Annotated in this window: 17 protein-coding genes; 13 read left to right on the forward strand and 4 right to left on the reverse strand. The window is 64.2% G+C overall.

The genetic code is table 11. The annotated features are described in order from the left end of the window. The first annotated feature begins 1 nt into the window (after position 1). From VUG52_RS23770 to VUG52_RS23825, 12 genes are all read left to right on the forward strand, one after another. Positions 2 to 1,444, forward strand: a complete 1,443-nt coding sequence (locus VUG52_RS23770; RefSeq protein WP_050706969.1) for a sigma-54-dependent transcriptional regulator — start codon at positions 2 to 4, stop codon at positions 1,442 to 1,444. A 762-nt stretch (positions 1,445 to 2,206) separates the two neighbouring features. Beyond that, complete coding sequence (locus tag VUG52_RS23775) at positions 2,207 to 3,601, forward strand: polynucleotide adenylyltransferase PcnB (RefSeq protein WP_028691235.1); 1,395 nt, start codon at positions 2,207 to 2,209, stop codon at positions 3,599 to 3,601. 2 nt (positions 3,602 to 3,603) lie between these two features. Continuing rightward, on the forward strand, positions 3,604 to 4,083 hold the full coding sequence (folK, locus tag VUG52_RS23780) for a 2-amino-4-hydroxy-6-hydroxymethyldihydropteridine diphosphokinase (protein WP_050706971.1): 480 nt from the start codon (positions 3,604 to 3,606) through the stop codon (positions 4,081 to 4,083). A 250-nt stretch (positions 4,084 to 4,333) separates the two neighbouring features. Then, positions 4,334 to 5,134, forward strand: coding sequence for a 3-methyl-2-oxobutanoate hydroxymethyltransferase (panB, locus tag VUG52_RS23785; protein ID WP_050706972.1), 801 nt, complete (start codon positions 4,334 to 4,336; stop codon positions 5,132 to 5,134). Further along, positions 5,131 to 5,994, forward strand: a complete 864-nt coding sequence (panC, locus tag VUG52_RS23790; protein WP_050706973.1) for a pantoate--beta-alanine ligase — start codon at positions 5,131 to 5,133, stop codon at positions 5,992 to 5,994. Before panB ends, panC begins: the two co-directional genes overlap by 4 nt. A 187-nt stretch (positions 5,995 to 6,181) precedes the next feature. Then, positions 6,182 to 7,846 carry a glucose-6-phosphate isomerase gene (gene pgi / locus VUG52_RS23795; RefSeq protein ID WP_050706974.1) on the forward strand — a complete coding sequence of 555 codons (1,665 nt, stop codon included), beginning with the start codon at positions 6,182 to 6,184 and terminating at the stop codon, positions 7,844 to 7,846. Between the two features lie 179 nt (positions 7,847 to 8,025). Beyond that, the gene (gene acs, locus VUG52_RS23800; protein ID WP_050706975.1) at positions 8,026 to 9,960 is read left to right on the forward strand and encodes an acetate--CoA ligase; all 1,935 of its coding nucleotides are present in this window, start codon (positions 8,026 to 8,028) and stop codon (positions 9,958 to 9,960) included. A gap of 76 nt (positions 9,961 to 10,036) precedes the next feature. After that, on the forward strand, positions 10,037 to 10,339 hold the full coding sequence (locus VUG52_RS23805) for an ArsR/SmtB family transcription factor (protein WP_050706976.1): 303 nt from the start codon (positions 10,037 to 10,039) through the stop codon (positions 10,337 to 10,339). Positions 10,340 to 10,508: 169 nt separating this feature from the next. After that, a complete protein-coding gene (locus VUG52_RS23810) occupies positions 10,509 to 11,492 on the forward strand; it encodes a zinc-dependent alcohol dehydrogenase family protein (RefSeq protein ID WP_331832167.1) in 984 nt (327 codons plus the stop codon). Between the two features lie 27 nt (positions 11,493 to 11,519). Beyond that, positions 11,520 to 11,873, forward strand: a complete 354-nt coding sequence (locus tag VUG52_RS23815; RefSeq protein ID WP_262952781.1) for an antibiotic biosynthesis monooxygenase family protein — start codon at positions 11,520 to 11,522, stop codon at positions 11,871 to 11,873. A 31-nt stretch (positions 11,874 to 11,904) separates the two neighbouring features. Beyond that, complete coding sequence (locus tag VUG52_RS23820; protein ID WP_262952782.1) at positions 11,905 to 12,774, forward strand: oxygenase MpaB family protein; 870 nt, start codon at positions 11,905 to 11,907, stop codon at positions 12,772 to 12,774. Positions 12,775 to 12,853: 79 nt separating this feature from the next. Next, positions 12,854 to 15,790, forward strand: coding sequence for a DUF748 domain-containing protein (locus VUG52_RS23825; protein WP_331832168.1), 2,937 nt, complete (start codon positions 12,854 to 12,856; stop codon positions 15,788 to 15,790). Positions 15,791 to 15,859: 69 nt separating this feature from the next. Here VUG52_RS23825 and VUG52_RS23830 read toward each other — a convergent pair whose 3' ends face one another. Then, complete coding sequence (locus VUG52_RS23830; protein ID WP_010955354.1) at positions 15,860 to 16,273, reverse strand: VOC family protein; 414 nt, start codon at positions 16,271 to 16,273, stop codon at positions 15,860 to 15,862. A 61-nt stretch (positions 16,274 to 16,334) separates the two neighbouring features. Here VUG52_RS23830 and VUG52_RS23835 point away from each other — a divergent pair, with 61 nt between their 5' ends. Then, on the forward strand, positions 16,335 to 16,637 hold the full coding sequence (locus tag VUG52_RS23835; protein ID WP_050706981.1) for a putative quinol monooxygenase: 303 nt from the start codon (positions 16,335 to 16,337) through the stop codon (positions 16,635 to 16,637). A 263-nt stretch (positions 16,638 to 16,900) separates the two neighbouring features. Here VUG52_RS23835 and VUG52_RS23840 read toward each other — a convergent pair whose 3' ends face one another. The 3 genes from VUG52_RS23840 to rpsO all read right to left on the reverse strand — a co-directional run bounded on the left by VUG52_RS23840 (position 16,901) and on the right by rpsO (position 20,134). After that, positions 16,901 to 17,251, reverse strand: a complete 351-nt coding sequence (locus VUG52_RS23840) for a BON domain-containing protein (protein WP_050706982.1) — start codon at positions 17,249 to 17,251, stop codon at positions 16,901 to 16,903. Between the two features lie 259 nt (positions 17,252 to 17,510). After that, complete coding sequence (pnp, locus tag VUG52_RS23845; protein ID WP_050706983.1) at positions 17,511 to 19,616, reverse strand: polyribonucleotide nucleotidyltransferase; 2,106 nt, start codon at positions 19,614 to 19,616, stop codon at positions 17,511 to 17,513. A 248-nt stretch (positions 19,617 to 19,864) separates the two neighbouring features. Beyond that, the gene (rpsO, locus tag VUG52_RS23850) at positions 19,865 to 20,134 is read right to left on the reverse strand and encodes a 30S ribosomal protein S15 (protein ID WP_029613930.1); all 270 of its coding nucleotides are present in this window, start codon (positions 20,132 to 20,134) and stop codon (positions 19,865 to 19,867) included. Between the last annotated feature and the right edge of the window lie 62 nt (positions 20,135 to 20,196).

Below are 20,196 nucleotides of genomic sequence, written 5' to 3' on the forward strand. Positions count from 1 at the left end.
AATGCCGCACATTCTGATCGTCGAAGACGAAACCATCATCCGTTCGGCCCTGCGTCGCCTGCTCGAACGGAACCAGTACCAGGTCAGCGAAGCCGGCTCGGTGCAGGAAGCCCAGGAACGCTTCAGCATTGCCACCTTCGACCTGATCGTCAGCGACCTGCGCCTGCCGGGCGCCCCGGGCACCGAGCTGATCAAGCTTGGCCAGGGCACCCCGGTGCTGATCATGACCAGCTACGCCAGCCTGCGCTCGGCGGTGGACTCGATGAAGATGGGCGCGGTGGACTACATCGCCAAGCCCTTCGACCATGACGAGATGCTCCAGGCCGTGGCCCGTATCCTGCGCGACCGGCAGAACGCACCAGCGGCCGCACCAGCCGCCGAGCCACGCGCCGGCAACGGCAAGGCCGCCAGCGACAAGGCAGGTAGCGCGGCCGCCAACGGCGAGATCGGCATCATCGGTTCCTGCCCGCCCATGCAGGACATGTACGTCAAGATTCGCAAGGTCGCCCCGACCGACTCCAATGTACTGATCCAGGGCGAGTCGGGCACCGGCAAGGAGCTGGTCGCCCGCGCCCTGCACAACCTCTCGCGCCGGGCCAAGGCACCGATGATCTCGGTGAACTGCGCGGCGATCCCCGAGACCCTGATCGAATCGGAGCTGTTCGGCCACGAGAAGGGCGCGTTCACCGGTGCCAGCGCCGGGCGCGCGGGCCTGGTCGAGGCCGCCGACGGCGGCACCCTGTTCCTCGACGAGATCGGCGAACTGCCCCTGGAAGCCCAGGCCCGCCTGCTGCGCGTGCTGCAGGAAGGCGAGATCCGCCGGGTCGGTTCGGTGCAGTCGCAGAAGGTCGACGTGCGCCTGATCGCCGCGACCCACCGCGACCTGAAGAACCTGGCCAAGGCCGGGCAGTTCCGCGAAGACCTGTACTACCGCCTGCACGTGATCGCCCTGAAGCTGCCGGCCCTGCGCGAGCGCGGCAGCGACGTCAACGAGATCGCCAATGCCTTCCTCGCCCGCCAGAGCGCGCGCATCGGCCGCGACGACCTGCACTTCTCCCACGAAGCCGAGCAGGCCATCCGTCACTACAGCTGGCCGGGCAACGTGCGCGAACTGGAGAACGCCGTGGAGCGCGCGGTGATTCTCAGCGAGAGCGCGGAGATTTCCGCCGACCTGCTGGGTATCGACATCGAGCTGAGCGACCTGGAAGACGACGACGTGCTGGACAACCTGCCGACCCTGGCCGGCGCCAACAGCGCCAGCCACGAGCCGACCGAGGACCTGTCGCTGGAGGACTACTTCCAGCATTTCGTCCTCGAGCACCAGGACCACATGACCGAGACCGAGCTGGCGCGCAAGCTGGGCGTCAGCCGCAAATGCCTGTGGGAACGCCGTCAACGCCTGGGTATCCCGCGACGCAAGAGCAACGCCACCAGCGACAACTGATTCAACGCCGACAGCTCGCGGGGAAAGCCCGCTCCCACGCACCAGGCAAGGGTGGCGTGGGAGTGGGCTTTCCCCGCGATGCGTTTGCGCGGTAACACATCAGTTCCCGCAAAAATCTGTTACCCACCCTGTCAGCCGTAACATCCCCCGAGGCGTAAGGTAACGAAATTTCTACATTTGCCCCGCCCCAAAACCTGCCTTAACCGCTGAAACCCCCGATTTCATTGGGTTTTCAAAAGTTGGCACGGCACCTGCTATATGTCTGGTACAAGAACAATAACAAGCACTGCAACTCAGAATAAGAACAAGACGAAACGGCTCACGCACAATAAGAACAAGACGGCGGAGGCGCAGCTAACTGATTCTTTTGGAGAGGCGTTGTGTTTGGGGCTTGCCCCACGATCAGGCAGAGAACAACAAAAACTGCACTCAAAAGCAGCACCTGAACTGATTGGATCGACAGATCAGCATCAACTCGGCGACCAAAGCAATCCGTTTGCTCTTCACCCCCGGTTTGGGGGTCGTCCACAAGCTTCGAGATTTGTGGACAGGGCATTCAACAAAAACAAGAAGCCCGGCAAAAAAACAATAAGAGCACGCAACGACTTTGATGGGGAGCTTCGGCTCCCCATGTCGTTTCTCCCTTTCGCATCGCCCTTGCCACACCGCCTACACCATTCCCCCAGTAAATGCTAGAATCCCCGCCCATCATGCGGCCATTCTCCTATCCTTGGCCGATCATTCCTTCAAACAGTGCATCCCATGCTGAAGAAGCTGTTCCAGTCGTTCCGCCCGCCCGTTCGTGGCCAGCACCACAGGCGCACTACGCCTGAAGTGATCAACAAGAGCCAGCACTCGCTGCAGCGCAGCCAGTTCAGCCGCCATGCCGTGAGCATCGTCGAGCGCCTGCAGGCAGCCGGTTACCAGGCCTACCTGGTCGGTGGCTGCGTGCGTGACCTGCTGCTGGGCATCACGCCCAAGGACTTCGACGTCGCCACCAGCGCCACCCCCGAGCAGGTCCGCGCGGAGTTCCGCAACGCCCGCATCATCGGCCGGCGTTTCAAGCTGGTGCACGTGCATTTCGGCCGTGACATCATCGAGGTCGCCACCTTCCGTGCCCCGCACTCGGATGAAGACCAGTCCGATAGCCACCGCTCGTCGCACAATGCCAGTGGCCGCATCCTGCGCGACAACGTGTACGGCACCCTGGAAGAAGACGCGCAACGCCGCGACTTTACCATCAACGCCCTGTACTACGACCCGGTCAGCGAGCGCATCCTCGACTACGCCAACGGTGTCCACGACATCCGTAACCGCCTGCTGCGCCTGATCGGCGACCCGACGCACCGCTACCAGGAAGACCCGGTACGCATGCTGCGCGCCGTGCGCTTCGCCGCCAAGCTGGACTTCGGCATCGAGAAACACACCGTGCAGCCGATCCGCGAGCTAGCGCCCATGCTGCGTGACATCCCGCCGGCGCGCCTGTTCGAGGAGAGCCTCAAGCTGTTCCTCAACGGCCAGGGCGCGATCACCTTCGAGATGCTGGTCGACCTGCAACTGTTCGAGCCACTGTTCCCGGCCAGCAGCCAGGCCCTGGAAGAGCGCCCGACCTACACCCACACCCTGATCAGCCAGGCCTTGAGCAACACCGACCTGCGCGTCAAGCAGGGCAAGCCAGTGACCCCGGCGTTCCTCTTCGCCGCCCTGCTCTGGCCGGCCCTGCCGGGCCGTGCGCTGTACCTGCAGAGCCAAGGCGTGCCGCCGATCCCGGCCATGAACGGCGCGGCCCACGACCTGATCGCCGAACAGTGCGCCCGCATTGCCATCCCCAAGCGCTTCACCCTGCCGATCCGCGAGATCTGGGACATGCAGGAGCGCCTGCCACGGCGCAGCGGCAAGCGTGCCGACATGCTGCTGGACAACCCGCGCTTCCGCGCCGGCTACGACTTCCTGCTGCTGCGTGAAAGCGCCGGCGAGGAAACCGACGGCCTGGGCGAGTGGTGGACCGACTACCAGGACGCCAACGACAGTCAGCGCCGCGACATGATCCGCGAGCTCGGCAGCCGCGACGACGGCGCCGGCGGTACTGCCGGCCCACGCAAGCGCAAGCGCAGCGGCGGCAAACGCAAGCGCGATGACGAGCAGGCCTGGGACTGAGCATGAACACCCGTGCGTTCATCGGCCTGGGCAGCAACCTGGATGAGCCCGCCGAGCAGCTGCGCAGCGCCCTGCAGGCGCTGGACCTGATCGCCGACACCCGCCTGGCGGCGGCCTCGGCGCTCTACACCAGCGACTCGCTGCTGCCCGGCCAGCCGCGCTACACCAATGCCGTGGCGGCCATCGACACGGCCTTGGCTCCGCTGGACCTGCTCGACGCGCTGCAAGCCATCGAGAACGACCAGGGCCGCGTGCGTCAGGAGCGCTGGGGCCCACGCACCCTCGACCTCGACGTGCTGCTGTTCGGTGACCAGGTCATCGACGTGCCGCGCTTGCAGGTGCCGCACTACCACATGCACGCCCGCCCCTTCGTGCTCTACCCGCTCGCCGAGCTGGTGCCCGCCGAATTCCGCCTCGCCGATGGCCGCGCCCTGGCGCAGCTGCTCGAAGATTGTCCGTTCGTCGGCCTGGAACGCCTGTAATTCGGGCGTTTCCGACGGCGGTAACGCCAGTAACACCGGTGCCGTAACAATGCGGTAACACGGCTGGTTGACTTCCCCCACCTCGCTCACGACTATAGGCGTCCCGCGGCGCCACTCTGCCGCAATCACCCATTTAGGCTCGGACGGACCTGTGCCCGAACATCACAGACGATGATGTGCCGCTCCGGAAGATGAATACACGCGTTGTACGCAGTTGTTGTTCACAGCGCCTGAACGAGGATTCCCCTACATGCCTGAAGTAACCCTGACCACCCTGCACGGCCTGAAGGCCAAGGGTGAGAAAATCACCATGCTGACCTGCTACGACGCGACCTTCGCCAAGGCCGCCAGCCAGGCCGGCGTGGAAGTCCTGCTGGTGGGCGACTCCCTGGGGATGGTCCTGCAGGGCCATGACAGCACCCTGCCCGTCACCAACCGCGACATGGCCTACCACACCGCCTGCGTCAAACGCGGCAATGATGGCGCGCTGATCCTCGCCGACCTGCCGTTCATGGCCCACGCCACCCCCGAGCAGGCCTTCGCCAACGCCGCCGAACTGATGCGCGCCGGCGCCCACATGCTCAAGATCGAAGGCGCCGCCTGGCTCGGCGAGACCATCCGCCTGCTGGCCGAGCGCGGCGTGCCGGTGTGCGCGCACATGGGCCTGACCCCGCAGACAGTCAACGTGCTGGGCGGCTACAAGGTCCAGGGCCGCCAGGAAGCCCAGGCCCGCCAGATGCGCGCCGACGCCATCGCCCTGGAGCAGGCCGGCGCGGCCATGCTGCTGCTCGAATGCGTGCCCAGCGAGCTGGCGGCGGAGATTACCCAGGCGGTGAGCATTCCGGTGATCGGCATCGGCGCCGGCAGCGCCACCGATGGCCAGGTACTGGTCCTGCATGACATGCTCGGGCTGTCGCTCAGCGGCCGCGTGCCGAAGTTCGTGAAGAACTTCATGGCCGGCCAGCCGGACATCCAGAGTGCCCTGGCCGCCTATGTCCGTGCGGTCAAGGACGTCAGCTTCCCTGGCAGCGAGCATGGGTTCAGCGCATGAATACCGTCAAGACCGTCCGTGAACTGCGTGCCGCCGTGGCCCGCGCCCGTGGCGAGGGCAAGCGCATCGCCTTCGTGCCGACCATGGGCAACCTGCACAGCGGCCATGCCGCGCTGGTGACCAAGGCCGCCCAGCGCGCCGACTTCGTGGTCGCCAGCATCTTCGTCAACCCGCTGCAGTTCGGCGCTGGCGAAGACCTGGACAAGTACCCCCGCACCCTAGTCGCCGACCAGGAAACACTGCTCCAGGCAGGCTGTCACCTGCTTTTCGCCCCCACCGTCGAGGAGATGTACCCCGACGGCATGGCGGTGCAGACCCGGGTGAGCGTGCCGCAGCTGTCAGAAGGCCTGTGCGGCGCCAGCCGCCCCGGGCACTTCGAAGGCGTGGCGACGGTGGTCAGCAAGCTGTTCAACATGGTCCAGCCAGACCTTGCCGTGTTCGGCGAAAAGGACTTCCAGCAACTGGCGGTGATCCGCGCCATGGTGCGCGACCTGAACATGCCGATCCAGATCATCGGCGAGCCGACCGTGCGCGCCGAGGACGGCCTGGCGCTGTCGTCGCGCAATGGCTACCTGACGCCGGAGCAACGTGCCACCGCCCCGGTGCTGTACCGCACCCTGAGCGGCATCGCCGACGCCCTGCGCCGTGGCCAACGCGACTTCGCGGCGCTGATCGCCGAAGGCCAGGCGCAACTGGAAGCGGCAGGCCTGCGCAAGGACTACCTGGAAGTGCGCCATGCCCTGACCCTGCGTCCGGCGATGATCGACGACCGTGACCTGGTGGTGATCGCGGCGGCGTACCTGGGCAACACCCGGCTGATCGACAACATCTACCTGCACCTGGAAGAGCAGACCGCCTGAGATCCCTGCGTGGGCGCGGCGAACTGCCGCCCCACGCACGCCAGGTATCAGGCCGGTGACAATTTTAATCCACACCGTTCGCCTCCCCCCATTCCCGCCTTGGCGCCAATGCCTATAATGTCCAGCTTGCAACCGGCAACGAATGCCGCTGTCCAAGCCTGACCATGCACCAAGGAAACCACCCGCAATGGCGTATTACCGTACCCCCCACGATGTGACGGCGCTGCCCGCCTGGCAGGCGCTTCAGCAACACCGCGACGCCATGCAGGGCTTCAGCATGCGCGAAGCCTTCGCCGCCGACGGCAAGCGCTTCGAGCAGTTCTCCTTGAGCAGCTGCGGCCTGTTCCTCGACTACTCGAAGAACCTGATCACCGAGCAGACCCGTGACCTGCTGGTGAACCTGGCCAAGGACGTCGACCTGGAAGCGGCCATCAAGTCGATGTTCAGCGGCGAGATCATCAACGCCTCCGAAGGCCGCCCGGTGCTGCACACCGCCCTGCGCCGCCCGGTCGGCGACAAGCTCAGCGTGAACGGCGTCAACGTGATGCCGGAAGTGCACAAGGTGCTGAACCAGATCACCGAGCTGGTCGGCCGCATCCACGACGGCCTGTGGCGCGGCTACAGCGAAAAACCGATCACCGACGTGGTCAATATCGGCATCGGCGGCTCGTTCCTCGGCCCCGAGCTGGTCTCCGAGGCGCTGCTGCCCTACGCCCAGCGCGGCGTGCGCTGCCACTACCTGGCGAACATCGACGGCAGCGAGTTCCACGAGCTGTCGGCCAACCTGCGCGCCGAGACCACCCTGTTCATCGTCTCGTCGAAGTCGTTCAACACCCTGGAAACCCTGAAGAACGCCCAGGCCGCGCGCACCTGGTACCTGGCCCAGGGCGGTTCGGAAGCCGAGCTGTACCGCCACTTCATCGCCGTGTCGAGCAACAAGGCCGCGGCCGTGGCCTTCGGCATCCGCGAAGAGAACATCTTCCCGATGTGGGACTGGGTCGGCGGGCGCTACTCGCTGTGGTCGGCCATCGGCCTGCCGATCGCCCTGGCCATCGGCACCGCCAACTTCAAGGAACTGCTGTCCGGCGCCTACACCATGGACCAGCACTTCCAGACCGCGCCGTTCGAGAAGAACATGCCGGTGCTGCTGGCCCTGCTGGGCGTGTGGTACGGCAACTTCTGGGGCGCCCAGGCCCATGCGATCCTGCCGTACGACCACTACCTGCGCAACATCACCAAGCACCTGCAGCAGCTGGACATGGAATCCAACGGCAAGAGCGTGCTGCAGGACGGCACCCCGGTGAAGACCGACACCGGCCCGGTGATCTGGGGTGGCGTCGGCTGCAACGGCCAGCACGCCTACCACCAGTTGCTGCACCAGGGCACCCAGCTGATCCCGGCCGACTTCATCGTCCCGGTGGTGAGCTTCAACCCGGTGGCGGACCACCATCAGTGGCTGTACGCCAACTGCCTGTCGCAGAGCCAGGCGCTGATGCTCGGCAAGACCCGCGAGGAAGCCGAGACCGAGCTGCGCGCCAAGGGCCTGAACGAGGCCGATATCGCCAAGCTGGCGCCGCACAAGGTGATCCCGGGCAACCGTCCGAGCAACACCCTCGTAGTCGAGCGCATCAGCCCGCGCCGTCTTGGCGCGCTGGTGGCGATGTATGAGCACAAGGTGTTCGTGCAGAGCGTGGTCTGGGGCATCAACGCCTTCGACCAGTGGGGCGTGGAGCTGGGCAAGGAACTGGGCAAGGGTGTCTACCAGCGCCTGGTCGGCAGCCTGGAAGACAGCGCCGAGGATGGCTCCACCCAGGGCCTGATCAACTACTTCCGCGGCCGTCATCGCGGCTGATCCACTTCCTGCACCGGCCTCTTCGCGGGTAAACCCGCTCCCACAGGTTCAGTGAAAACCCTGTGGGAGCGGGTTAACCCGCGAAGAGGCCGACACAGGCTGAACATCTCATCCAGCTACACTGTCCATCGAATAGCCGTTGCAGTCCCTCGCCCCTAACAAGAGCAGGACCACCCGCCATGTTCGATATCCGCGACTATCCCCAGGCCCTGGCCGTAAGCCAGTCCGCCCCCCTCAGCGACGACGACTACCGCCGCCTCTACCGCCAGTCGGTGGATGATCCCGACACCTTCTGGGCCGAACAGGCCAGGCGCCTGGACTGGATCAAGCCCTGGTCGAGCGTGCAGCAATGCGATCTGAACACCGGCAGCGCCCGCTGGTTCGACGGCGCCCAGCTCAACGTCAGCCATAACTGCATCGATCGCCACCTGGCCCAGCGTGGCGAGCAGACCGCACTGCTCTGGGAAGGCGACGACCCCGCGGACAGCAAGGCCATCAGCTACCGCGAACTGCACCGCCAGGTCTGCCGTCTGGCCAACGCCCTGAAAGCCCGTGGCGTGAAGAAAGGCGACCGGGTATGCATCTACATGCCGATGATCCCCGAGGCCGCCTACGCCATGCTCGCCTGCACGCGCATCGGCGCCATCCACTCGGTGGTGTTCGGCGGCTTCTCTCCCGACGCCCTGCGCGACCGCATCCTCGACGCCGACTGCCGTACCGTGATCACCGCCGACGAAGGCGTACGTGGCGGCAAGCGCGTTCCGCTCAAGCAGAACGTCGACAAGGCCCTCGCCAGCTGCCCGGCGGTGAGCAGCGTATTCGTGATCAAGCGTACCGGCGCTGAGGTGGCCTGGAGCGACGATCGCGACCTCTGGTACCACGAGGTGACGGAAAAGGCCGCTGACGAGTGCCCGGTTGAACCGATGAACGCCGAGGATCCGCTGTTCATCCTCTACACCTCGGGCAGTACCGGCAAACCCAAGGGCGTGCTGCACACCACCGCCGGCTACCTGCTGCAGGCAACCATGACCTTCAAGACCGTGTTCGACTACCGTGACGGCGAGGTGTTCTGGTGCACCGCCGACGTCGGCTGGGTCACCGGCCACAGTTATATCGTCTACGGCCCGCTGGCCAACGGCGCGATCTCGCTGATGTTCGAGGGCGTGCCCAACTACCCCGACACCTCGCGCTTCTGGCAGGTGGTCGACAAGCATCGGGTGAACATCTTCTACACCGCGCCCACCGCCCTGCGCGCGCTGATGCGCGAAGGCCCCGGCCCCTTGCAAAGTACCTCGCGCCAGAGCCTGCGCCTGCTCGGCAGCGTCGGCGAACCGATCAACCCGGAAGCCTGGGAATGGTACTTCGAGGCCGTCGGGCAGAAGCGCTGCCCCATCGTCGACACCTGGTGGCAGACCGAGACCGGCGGCATCATGCTCACCCCCCTCCCCGGCACGCCACGGCTCAAGCCGGGCTGCGCCACCCAGCCGATGTTCGGCGTGCAACCGGTACTGCTGGACGACAAAGGCAAGCTGATCGAAGGCCCCGGCGCCGGACTGCTGGCGATCAAGGCCAGCTGGCCCGGGCAGATCCGTAGCGTCTACGGCGACCACCAACGCATGGTCGACACCTACTTCAAGCCGATGCCCGGCTACTACTTCACCGGCGACGGCGCCCGCCGCGACGCCGATGGCGACTACTGGATCACCGGGCGCATCGACGATGTGATCAATGTCTCCGGCCACCGTATCGGCACCGCCGAGGTGGAGAGCGCCCTGGTGCTGCACGACAGCGTCGCCGAGGCCGCCGTGGTCGGCTACCCCCACGACCTCAAGGGCCAAGGGGTATATGCCTTCGTCACCCCCATGAACGGCGTCGTGCCGGACGACGCGCTCAAAGCCGAACTGCTGGCCCTGGTCAGCAAGGAGATCGGCAGCTTCGCCAAGCCTGAACTGATCCAGTGGGCTCCTGCCCTGCCCAAGACCCGCTCGGGCAAGATCATGCGGCGCATCCTGCGCAAGATCGCCTGCAACGAACTGGACAACCTTGGCGACACCTCCACCCTCGCCGACCCGAGCGTGGTCCAGGGCCTGATCGACAAACGCCTGAACCAATAGGCCTCTTCGCAGGACGGCCTTTGCCGGCCGTTCTGCGGTGAATTGACATATCGGTAAATACCGATATTATCGCGTCATGGAATTGCTCGACGTATTCAAGGCACTCTCGAACCGCACACGCCTCGAGATCCTCAAAGGCCTGAAAGACCCGGTGAAACACTTTCCTCCACAGGACGAAGGTGACGTTCACACCGTGGGTGTCTGTGTGAGCAGTATCCAGGAAGGCGTGGGGCTGTCGCAGTCGACGGTGTCCGACTATCTGGCCACACTGCAGCGTGCAGGCCTGGTCGAGGTCCGCCGCATTGGCCAGTGGACCTACTACAAGCGCAACGAAGCGGCCATCAGCGCGCTCGCCGAGCTGATCGGGAGCGAACTGTAGGGTTTGCTTTTACTCTTACATATCGGTATTTCCCGATATCCCGTTTTAAAGATACCAAGGAGTCATCACCGAGGTGCCTGCCAGGCGCCCAGAAACTGAAAGACAGCTTGATCTCATTTAATACATCGATATTTCCCGATATCCCTTTTTATCGAAGCGAGGAAACACCATGAAAGCGTTGATACTGGATGCCTTCGGCGGCCCGGATGCGTTCGTCTATCGCGACATCGCCAAACCGGTGCCCGAGGCCGGGCAGGTACTGGTCCGAGTGCATGCCACCTCCGTCAACCCGCTGGACTACCAGGTGCGCCGCGGCGACTATCCCGACCTGGTGCCGCTGCCGGCCATTACCGGGCACGACGTCTCCGGCGTCGTCGAAGCCGTCGGGCCTGGGGTGACGGCGTTCAGCCCCGGTGACGAGGTGTGGTACACCCCGCAGATCTTCGAGGGCGCTGGCAGCTATGCCGAATACCACGTCGCCGCCGAAGGCATCGTCGGCCGGAAGCCGCCGTCGCTGAGCCATCTCGAGGCGGCAAGCCTGAGCCTGGTCGGCGGCACGGCCTGGGAGGCGCTGGTGGTCCGCGCGGCGCTCAGGGTGGGCGAGCGCATCCTGGTGCATGGCGGTGCCGGCGGCGTCGGTCATGTGGCGATCCAGCTGGCCAAGGCCATGGGCGCCAGGGTCTTCACCACGGTGCGCGAAGCGAATGCCGAATTCGTGCGGCGCATGGGCGCCGATGTGGTCATCGACTACGAGCGCCAGGACTATGTCGACGTCATCCTCAAGGAAACTGCAGGCCAGGGCGTCGATGTGGTGTTCGACACCATCGGCGGCGATGCCCTGTCTCGCAGCCCGGACGCCCTGGCCCAGTTGGGACGCGTGGTGTCGATCGTGGATATCGCGCAACCGCAGAACCTCATCCAGGCCTGGGGCAAGAACGCGAGCTATCACTTCGTCTTCACCCGGCAGCAGCGCGGCAAGCTCGATGAGCTGAGCGCACTGGTCGAGCGCGGACAACTGCGGCCACATGTGGGCGCCGTCTATCCCCTGGCCGACGTTGCGCTCGCCCATGCCCGGCTGCAAAGCCCCAACAATGGCCTGCAAGGAAAGATCGCCATTGCGGTCGTGCCTGCGGCCGCCCCAGCCAGCGTTTGATGCCCCCATCATCCAACGAGAACCGCCATGATCTACGAAATCGCCATACTTCCCATCCAACCGGCACATCTCGACAGCTTCAGGCACGCCTTCGCCGAAGTCGCCCCTCTGCTCAGCCGGGCCGATGGGCACATCAGCCACCTGCTCGCGCAAGGGATCGAAGCACCCCATCAATTCAACCTGATCGTGCAGTGGCAATCCCTCGAGGATCACACGCCTGGCTTCGAGGCCAGTGAAGACCACCAGGTCTTCATGGCCCACCTGTCGCCGTATTTTTCCGAGGAGCCCACGGTTTATCATGTCCAGGGTGGCGCGTTCGAGACGCGCGCCACCTCAGGCCCGGCTGATGACCGGCTGAACGATAAACGCCTCAATTCATAGACGGCCGCCATGGCGGCCAGCACAGGTCGCCATGGAAGTCCTACGTCGTCGCATCGAAACCCAGGTCATGAGCCTTACCGGGCTGGCCCTCGGCCAGCTCGACCTGGAATCGCCCAAGGGTGATCCCGGCCTTTTCGGCCCGCAGAGCATCAGCTGGCAGGTGCATGGCGACTTCCCCAGCATGCTGGTGGGCGGTATCAGCGCATTGATGCTGCAACTGCTGCACCCGCTGGCACTGGCCGGGGTATGGGACCACTCGAACTTCCGCCAGGATCTGCTCGGACGCCTGCGCCGTACCAGCCAGTTCATCTCCGGCACCACCTTCGGCTCGACCCGTGACGCCGAGTGGCTGATCGACAAGGTCCGCACCATCCACCTCAAGGTCACCGGCACCGCGCCCGATGGCCGTCCCTATGCGGCCAGCGACCCCGACCTGCTGACCTGGGTGCATGTGGCCGAAGTCAGCAGTTTCCTCGCCGCCCACCTGCGTTATCGCAATCCCCGTCTGCCACGCGCCGAGCAGGACGCCTACTACGACGAGATCGCGCTGATCGCCGAGCGTCTCGGCGCACGCGACGTGCCACGTTCCTGCGCCGAGGTCGACGACTACCTGCGTCGCATGCGCCCGCAACTGCAGTGCGACGCGCGCAGCCTGGAAGTGGTGGACATCCTGCTCAAGGCCCCGGCGCCAAGCCGGATGGCCGAGCCGGTGGGCAAGCTGATGCTCAAGGCCGGCATCGACCTGCTGCCCGAATGGGCCAGCGAAATGCTCGGCCTGCAACTGGGCGCGATCGAGCGGCGCATGATCCGCCTGGGCCTGAACAACACCGCCCCGGTGCTGCGCTGGGCCATGCGAAACGGTTCGGCGCACCGCGCGCGGCGGCGCATGGGCATCGAATGAGGTATTTTGCCCCGTTCATCGGAACCGATTTAACGTGCCATACTCCAAGCACTCCAGCCTGATACAGACGAAGCGACACATGCCCAAAGGATTGACCCGCGCTCTCGGCGCACTGCTGGCCCTCGTGGCCCTGTACGGCCTGCTCGGCTTTTTCATTCTCCCCGGTGTCGCCCTGCGCATCGCCAACCAGCAGCTGGCGCAATACGCCACGGTGCCGGCGCACCTGCAGCGCATCGAGCTCAACCCGTTCAGCCTCGAGCTGACCCTCTGGGGCCTGCAGATCGGCGAACCCGGCAAGGAGCAGGTCGGCTTCGAACGCCTGTACGCCAACCTCGCCCTCGACAGCCTGTGGACCAAGGCCCTGCGCCTGGACGCCGTGGAACTGGACAAGCCGCGCACCGAGCTGTTGTTCGCCAAGGACGGCAGCCTCAACCTGGCCCAGCTGTTCAAGATTCCGCCCAGCGAGCCCAAGCCGGAGGAGCCGCCCAGCGATCCGTTCCCGCTGCGCATCGCCAGCATCAAGCTCAGCGAGGGCTACCTGCACTTCCAGGACCTGCGCCCGAGCGAACCGATCGAGTTCCTCTACGACTCGATGAACCTGGAGCTGAAGAACCTCAGCACCCTGCCCGACGACAACGCCGACATGACCCTGGTGGCCAACGGTCCGGCCGGTGGGCGCATCGACTGGAGCGGCACCCTGAGCCTGGCGCCGATCGCCTCCGAAGGCACCCTCAAGGTCACCGACGGCAAGATGAAGCTGTTCTGGCCTTATGTGCGCGACGCCGTGCCGCTGGTGCTGGAAGACGGCATGGTCAGCCTCGACACCCACTACAAACTCAACCTCGCCAAGGAAACCGAGCTGCTGCTCGACAACACCTCGGTTCGGGTCGCGCCCTTCGCCATCAAGGCCCCGGACGGGCGCCCGCTGGCCCGCCTGGCCAGCCTGGAAGTCAGCGAGACCTCCATCGACCTGGCCAAACAGCTGGTCACCGTCGGCAAGATCCGCAGTGAGAAGCTGGAGACCTGGGCGGCCCTGGAGAAGGACGGCCAGCTCGACTGGCAGAAGCTGTTCGCCAGCCAGCCGGCCAAGGCCACGCCGAAGGAAAAGGCCGAGCCCGCAGCCGCCGAACCGACCCCGGAACAACAGGCCGCCAAGGAACCGAGCAAGCCCTGGCAGGTCCTGCTCAAGGACGTGCAGGCACGCAATTACCTGGTTCACCTGGCCGACCGTAGCCAGAAGGAGCCCGTGGCCCTGGATGTCGGCCCGCTCAACCTCGACCTGCAGAACTTCGACAGCCTCAACCAGTCGCCCTTCACCCTCAAACTCGACACCGGCGTGGGCAAGCAAGGCAAGCTGCAGGCCGCGGGCCAGGTCAACCTGGCACCGGTCACGGCGAAACTCGACGTCGCCACCCGCGACATCGACCTGCGCGTCGCCCAGGCCTACATCAGCCCGTTCATCCGCCTGGAACTGCGCAGCGGCATGCTCTCCAGCGACCTCAAGGTCGACCTCAAGAGCACCGAGCCACTGGCCTTCAGCATCACCGGCAAGGCCCAGGCCAACCAGCTGCACACCTTGGACACCATCAAGAACCGCGACTTCGTCAAATGGCAGCAGGTCAACGTCGATGGCCTGTCCTACGTGCACGGCGATGCCCTGTCGATCGACAAGGTCACCCTGCTGCAACCTTATGCGCGCTTCATCATCAACGAAGACCGCACCACCAACGTCGACGACCTGCTGATCCCGCAACCCGCGGACAAGCCTGCTGCGGCGCCGAGCAAACCGGCGGCGTCCGACAGTGGCAAGGAACTGGGCATTCGTATCGGCCAGATCAGTATCAACGATGGTTCGGCCAACTTCGCCGACCTGACCCTTACGCCGAACTTCGCCACCGCCGTGCAGCAGCTCAATGGCCAGATCGGCACCATCGACAACCGCAAGCCGTCGCCGGCCAAGGTGGATATCAAGGGCAAGGTGGACCGCTACGCGCCGGTCACCATCAAAGGCGCGCTCAACCCGTTCAACCCGCTGGCCAGCCTGGACATCGCCACCAGCTTCAAGCGTGTCGAGCTGACCACCCTCACCCCCTACTCCGGCAAGTTCGCGGGCATGCGCATCCGCAAGGGTCGGCTGAACCTCGACCTGCACTACCTGATCACCAACGGCCAGCTCAAGGCCGAGAACAAGGTGGTGATCGAACAATTGCAACTGGGCGAGAAAGTCGACAGCCCGGACGCCGTGGACCTGCCGATCCGCCTGGCGGTCGCACTGCTCAAGGACACCGAAGGCAGGATCTCCATCGAACTGCCGGTGTCGGGCGACCTAAACAACCCGCAGTTCAGCGTGATGCCGATCGTCTGGCAGACCCTGCGCAACCTGGTGTTGCGCGCGGCCCAGGCGCCGTTCAAGCTGCTCGGCGGGCTGGTTTCGGGCGGCGGCGCGGAAGACCTGGGCAACGTCTCGTTCGCGGCAGGCTCCAGCGACCTGACCCCTGACGTGCAGACGTCCCTGGACAAGCTCGCCTCGGCTCTCAAGGAACGTCCCGAGCTGCGCCTGGAGATCGAGGGTACCGCCGCCCAGAGCAGCGACGGACCGCTGATCGCCCAGCAGCGCCTGGAGCGCGAGTACCAGGCCACCTGGTACAAGATCCTCCAGCGCCGCGGCGACAAGGTGCCGGCCAACGCCTCGTTGCTGGTGGTAGATGACAGCGACAAGCCGGCGATGCTCGAAGGTATCTACCGCAACCGCCTGAAGCAGCAGCCGCCGGCCGAATGGGAGAAGTTGGGCCGTGACGAGCGCACCACCAAGCTGCGCGAGGCGGTGATCAAGTCCTGGGCGGAAAGCACCGCGCTGCTGCGCACCCTCGGCCAGGAACGCGCCAGCAGCATCAAGGACTACCTGGTGGACAAGGGCCAGCTGGAAGATGACCGGGTGTACTTCATCGACACCAATCTTGGCCAGGCTGAAAGCGATGGGCGGGTGGTGACGCCGATGCACCTGGATGCCGAGTAGCCCTTCACGACCGAGTCGCCTTCATCGCCGCCAACCCGGCGATGAAGGCAGGACCGGCAATCGATGCCATCAGACCAGCCGCTGCCCCGACACCGCCGGGTGATACAGCGGCTGCACCTTGTTCCCCGCAGGGTCCAGCAGATGGAAGCTGCGCGCTCCATCGCCATGATTGAAGGGGCGATCCAGCAGCGTCACGCCGTGGGCCTTGAAGTACTGGTACCAGGCTTCCAGCTCTTCCACGCTGTCGACGATGAAGCCGTAGTGATCCAGGGTCTGCAAACCATTGGCCGCCCCTGCACCACGCCCCAGCGACAGGTTGTCGTTGCCGCAGGTGAGGTAGACCAGGTCTTCATTGGCGCGGTTCAGCACTTCCATGCCCAGCACATCCACGTAGAAGCGCTCGCACTCCTCCAGGTTGGGGACCAGCAAGGCGATATGACGCAGACCATTCAGGCGACCTGGACGGGCAGGTAGTTCGGACATGAGCGCGACTCCTTTTTTTGTATACAATTCAAAATAGAATTTAAAACAAAAGGAGCTTTCTGTGTACTGCCTGTTTATCAAGACACGTGTGAAATCCGGTACCGCCGAGGCATTCCTGGCGGCGATCCAGGCCAATGCCGCCGCTTCAGTGGCTACCGAGCCGGGCTGCCTGGTGTTCGATGTGGCCCAGGATCGGGAGAATCCAGATGTGATCTACCTGTACGAGATCTACCAGGATGACGCTGCATATGAGGCCCATACCCAGACCGCGCATTTCCGGGACAGCAGGCCGCTGGTGGAACCGTTGATCGTGGAGCAGGTGTGCTACGAGAGTGATGTCATCGCACGTAATCCAGCGCTATAGCGCCCCGTGTAGGAGCGCCCTTGCGTCGCGAAAGGGCCGCAGAGCGGCCCCGGCGATCTTTGCATCAATACTGAGAACCTGGGGCCGCTACGCAGCCCTTTCGCGACGCAAGGCCGCTCCTACAGGGGGACAGTTCCCTGCGCGACAGCGCAGCCCGACGCGCTGGGCGATCTCCTACAGGGAAGCGCAAGCACAAGCCCCGGCAAATGCCGGGGCTTGTGCTTGAAGGGGTGGCCAAGTCCTTTTGGCCGACGGGACATTCCTTATTCGGACTTCAGGCCATCAGCCGAGACGGCCTGAACACCCTTGATCTTCTTGGCGATGGCGACCGCCATGTCCTTCTGCGCGTCGGTAATGGCCACATCCGAGGACAGGGACACTACACCTTTGTTGGTTTCGACCTTGATGTCACTGCCTGGCACGCCTTTCTCGGTCATCAGGTCAGCCTTCACCTTGGTGGTGATCCAGGTGTCGGAAGTAGCTTCCTTGGCTTTGGTCACCTCACCGGCCGCCAGCGTCATCGGGGCCTGGGTGGACTGGGCAGCGAACGCCGCGTTAGCCATGGTCAGGGTCAGAGCGGTGGCAGTAGCGGCAGCAATGGCGAACTTCTTCATGTGGGTCACTCCTGTTTTTCGAAAGGTCTGCGCCGTGGATCCTGGCGTCAGGTAGGAGTGATGTTGCAGGGCGTGTGCCAGCTTTTTGATTTTAATTTTTATCTTATAAATCAATTAGTTAATAACTAACCACTACATGGCTGGTCGTGCATTTTGCAAGCCCGGGCAAAATCCTGCATGCAAGATGCAAGTCCGCAAGACAAAACCACAGGCATAAAAAAAGGACCCCGAAGGGTCCTTCCTTTCAGCCTGTGATGGCTTAGACGCCCGATGCCTTGGCAGCGGCAACGTCCTTGATCGACAGCTTGATACGGCCGCGGTTGTCCACGTCCAGTACCAGTACTTCGACTTCCTGGCCTTCCTTCAGTACGTCGGTGACTTTCTCGACGCGAGCATCGCTCAGCATGGAGATGTGCACCAGGCCGTCCTTGCCCGGCAGGATGTTGACGAAGGCGCCGAAGTCGACGATGCGCTCGACCTTGCCGACGTAGATCTTGCCGATCTCGGCCTCGGCGGTGATGCCCAGGATGCGCTGTTTGGCAGCGTCCGCGGCTTCCTTGGTCTCGCCGAAGATCTTGATCGAGCCGTCGTCTTCGATGTCGATCGAAGCCTTGGTCTCTTCGCAGATGGCGCGGATGGTGGCGCCACCCTTGCCGATGACGTCACGGATCTTGTCGGTGTCGATCTTCATCGCGATCATGGTCGGGGCGTTGGCCGACAGCTCGGTACGCGACTCGCCGATGATCTGGTTCATCTGGCCGAGGATGTTCAGGCGCGCTTCCAGGGCCTGGCCCAGGGCGATTTCCATGATCTCTTCGGTGATGCCGTTGATCTTGATGTCCATCTGCAGCGCGGTGACGCCCTTGGCGGTACCGGCTACCTTGAAGTCCATGTCGCCCAGGTGGTCTTCGTCACCCAGGATGTCGGTCAGGACGGCGAACTTGTCACCTTCCTTGACCAGACCCATGGCGATACCGGCAACCGGCGCTTTCATCGGCACGCCGGCATCCATCAGGGCCAGCGAGGCGCCGCAGACCGAAGCCATGGAGCTGGAACCGTTGGACTCGGTGATTTCCGACACCACGCGGATGGTGTACGGGAACACGTCGGCGGCCGGCAGCATGGCCTGGACCGAACGACGGGCCAGACGGCCGTGGCCGATTTCGCGACGACCGGCACCGCCCATGCGGCCACACTCGCCCACCGAGAACGGCGGGAAGTTGTAGTGCAGCATGAAGGGGTCTTTCTTCTCGCCTTCGAGGGTGTCCAGCAGCTGGGCGTCACGGGCAGTACCCAGGGTCGCGACGACCAGGGCCTGGGTTTCGCCGCGGGTGAACAGCGCCGAACCGTGGGTCTTCGGCAGGACGCCGACTTCGATGTTCAGCGGACGCACGGTCTTGGTGTCGCGACCGTCGATACGCGGCTTGCCGTTGACGATGTTTTCGCGAACGGTGCGGTATTCGATTTCGCCGAAGATGTCTTTGACTTCGCCGGCCGAAGGCTGGCCTTCTTCACCGGAGAACTTGGCGACCGCCTGGTCGCGCAGCTCGCCCAGGCGGGCATAGCGGTCGGCCTTGACGGTGATGGTGTAGCCCTGGGAAACGGCTTCGCCGAATTCAGCGCGGATGGCGTTGAACAGCTCGGTGTTGGCAACGGCAGGTTTCCAGTCCCAGGTCGGCTTGGCAGCTTCGGCAGCCAGCTCTTTGACCGCTTTGATCACGGCCTGGAATTCATCGTGGGCGAACAGCACGGCGCCCAGCATCTGGTCTTCGGTCAGCTCCTGGGCTTCCGATTCAACCATCAGGACGGCGTCGGAGGTACCGGCAACGACCATGTCCAGGCTCGAGGCAGCCAGTTGCTCGTAGGTCGGGTTCAGCAGGTAGCCGGTGCTTTCGTGGAAGGCAACGCGGGCGGCGCCGATCGGGCCTTCGAACGGAATGCCGGAGATGGCCAGGGCGGCCGAGGTACCGATCATCGCGGCGATGTCCGGATCGGTCTTCTTGCTGGTGGAAACCACGGTGCAGACGACCTGGACTTCGTTCATGAAGCCTTCAGGGAACAGCGGGCGGATCGGGCGGTCGATCAGGCGCGAGGTCAGGGTTTCCTTCTCGGAAGGACGGCCTTCACGCTTGAAGAAACCACCAGGGATCTTGCCGGCGGCGTAGGTCTTTTCCTGGTAGTGCACGGACAGCGGGAAGAAGCCCTTGCCCGGATCAGCCTGCTTGGCACCGACCACGGTCACCAGCACGGTGACATCGTTGTCGACGGTGACCAGCACGGCGCCGGTGGCCTGACGGGCAATGCGGCCCGTTTCGAGGGTTACGGTCGATTGACCGAACTGGAATTTCTTGATTACCGGGTTCACGGTTTCCTACCTTCTTCAGTGGCTCTTGGGGGAACTGGTTCTTGCGAATTCTTGGGCAGAACGGGGAATCGGCCCCATTGACCGTCCAGATACAACACGAGGCTGGGAGCCTGGCGCCGGGCGGATGAACCGCACGACGGACCAGGCTGCCAACCTCGCAGATCGCGTGGCGTGTCCAACGCCAGGGTTGCCAGGCAACCCTGCCGATGCATGCGACACGCCATGCAACACCACTGGCCAGGCCGCTATTAGCGACGCAGACCCAGGCGACCGATCAGGGCGCTGTAACGGGTGGTGTCTTTGCCCTTCAGGTAGTCCAGCAGCTTACGACGCTGGTTGACCATACGGATCAGACCACGACGGGAGTGGTGGTCTTTTTCGTTGGCCTTGAAGTGGCCTTGCAGCTTGTTGATGTTGGCGGTCAGCAGAGCAACCTGCACTTCCGGGCTACCGGTATCGCCGGCGGCTTGCTGGTAATCGGCAACGATCTGAGCTTTTTCTTCGACGCTGAGGGCCATTTGGCTTCTCCTGATAAACGGATCCCGCGAACGGTCTCCAATAGGCCAGGGACAAGTCCCCG

The sequence above is a fragment of the Pseudomonas sp. LH21 genome, assembly GCF_036549575.1.
GTDB lineage: Bacteria > Pseudomonadota > Gammaproteobacteria > Pseudomonadales > Pseudomonadaceae > Aquipseudomonas > Aquipseudomonas peradeniyensis.

Coding starts and splice junctions, on each gene's coding strand:
- VUG52_RS23770 (WP_050706969.1), top strand. CDS start 2: ATGCCGCACATTCTGATCGTCGAAGACGAAACCATCATCCGTTCGGCC.
- VUG52_RS23775 (WP_028691235.1), top strand. CDS start 2,207: ATGCTGAAGAAGCTGTTCCAGTCGTTCCGCCCGCCCGTTCGTGGCCAG.
- folK (WP_050706971.1), top strand. CDS start 3,604: ATGAACACCCGTGCGTTCATCGGCCTGGGCAGCAACCTGGATGAGCCC.
- panB (WP_050706972.1), top strand. CDS start 4,334: ATGCCTGAAGTAACCCTGACCACCCTGCACGGCCTGAAGGCCAAGGGT.
- panC (WP_050706973.1), top strand. CDS start 5,131: ATGAATACCGTCAAGACCGTCCGTGAACTGCGTGCCGCCGTGGCCCGC.
- pgi (WP_050706974.1), top strand. CDS start 6,182: ATGGCGTATTACCGTACCCCCCACGATGTGACGGCGCTGCCCGCCTGG.
- acs (WP_050706975.1), top strand. CDS start 8,026: ATGTTCGATATCCGCGACTATCCCCAGGCCCTGGCCGTAAGCCAGTCC.
- VUG52_RS23805 (WP_050706976.1), top strand. CDS start 10,037: ATGGAATTGCTCGACGTATTCAAGGCACTCTCGAACCGCACACGCCTC.
- VUG52_RS23810 (WP_331832167.1), top strand. CDS start 10,509: ATGAAAGCGTTGATACTGGATGCCTTCGGCGGCCCGGATGCGTTCGTC.
- VUG52_RS23815 (WP_262952781.1), top strand. CDS start 11,520: ATGATCTACGAAATCGCCATACTTCCCATCCAACCGGCACATCTCGAC.
- VUG52_RS23820 (WP_262952782.1), top strand. CDS start 11,905: ATGGAAGTCCTACGTCGTCGCATCGAAACCCAGGTCATGAGCCTTACC.
- VUG52_RS23825 (WP_331832168.1), top strand. CDS start 12,854: ATGCCCAAAGGATTGACCCGCGCTCTCGGCGCACTGCTGGCCCTCGTG.
- VUG52_RS23830 (WP_010955354.1), bottom strand. CDS start 16,273: ATGTCCGAACTACCTGCCCGTCCAGGTCGCCTGAATGGTCTGCGTCAT.
- VUG52_RS23840 (WP_050706982.1), bottom strand. CDS start 17,251: ATGAAGAAGTTCGCCATTGCTGCCGCTACTGCCACCGCTCTGACCCTG.
- rpsO (WP_029613930.1), bottom strand. CDS start 20,134: ATGGCCCTCAGCGTCGAAGAAAAAGCTCAGATCGTTGCCGATTACCAG.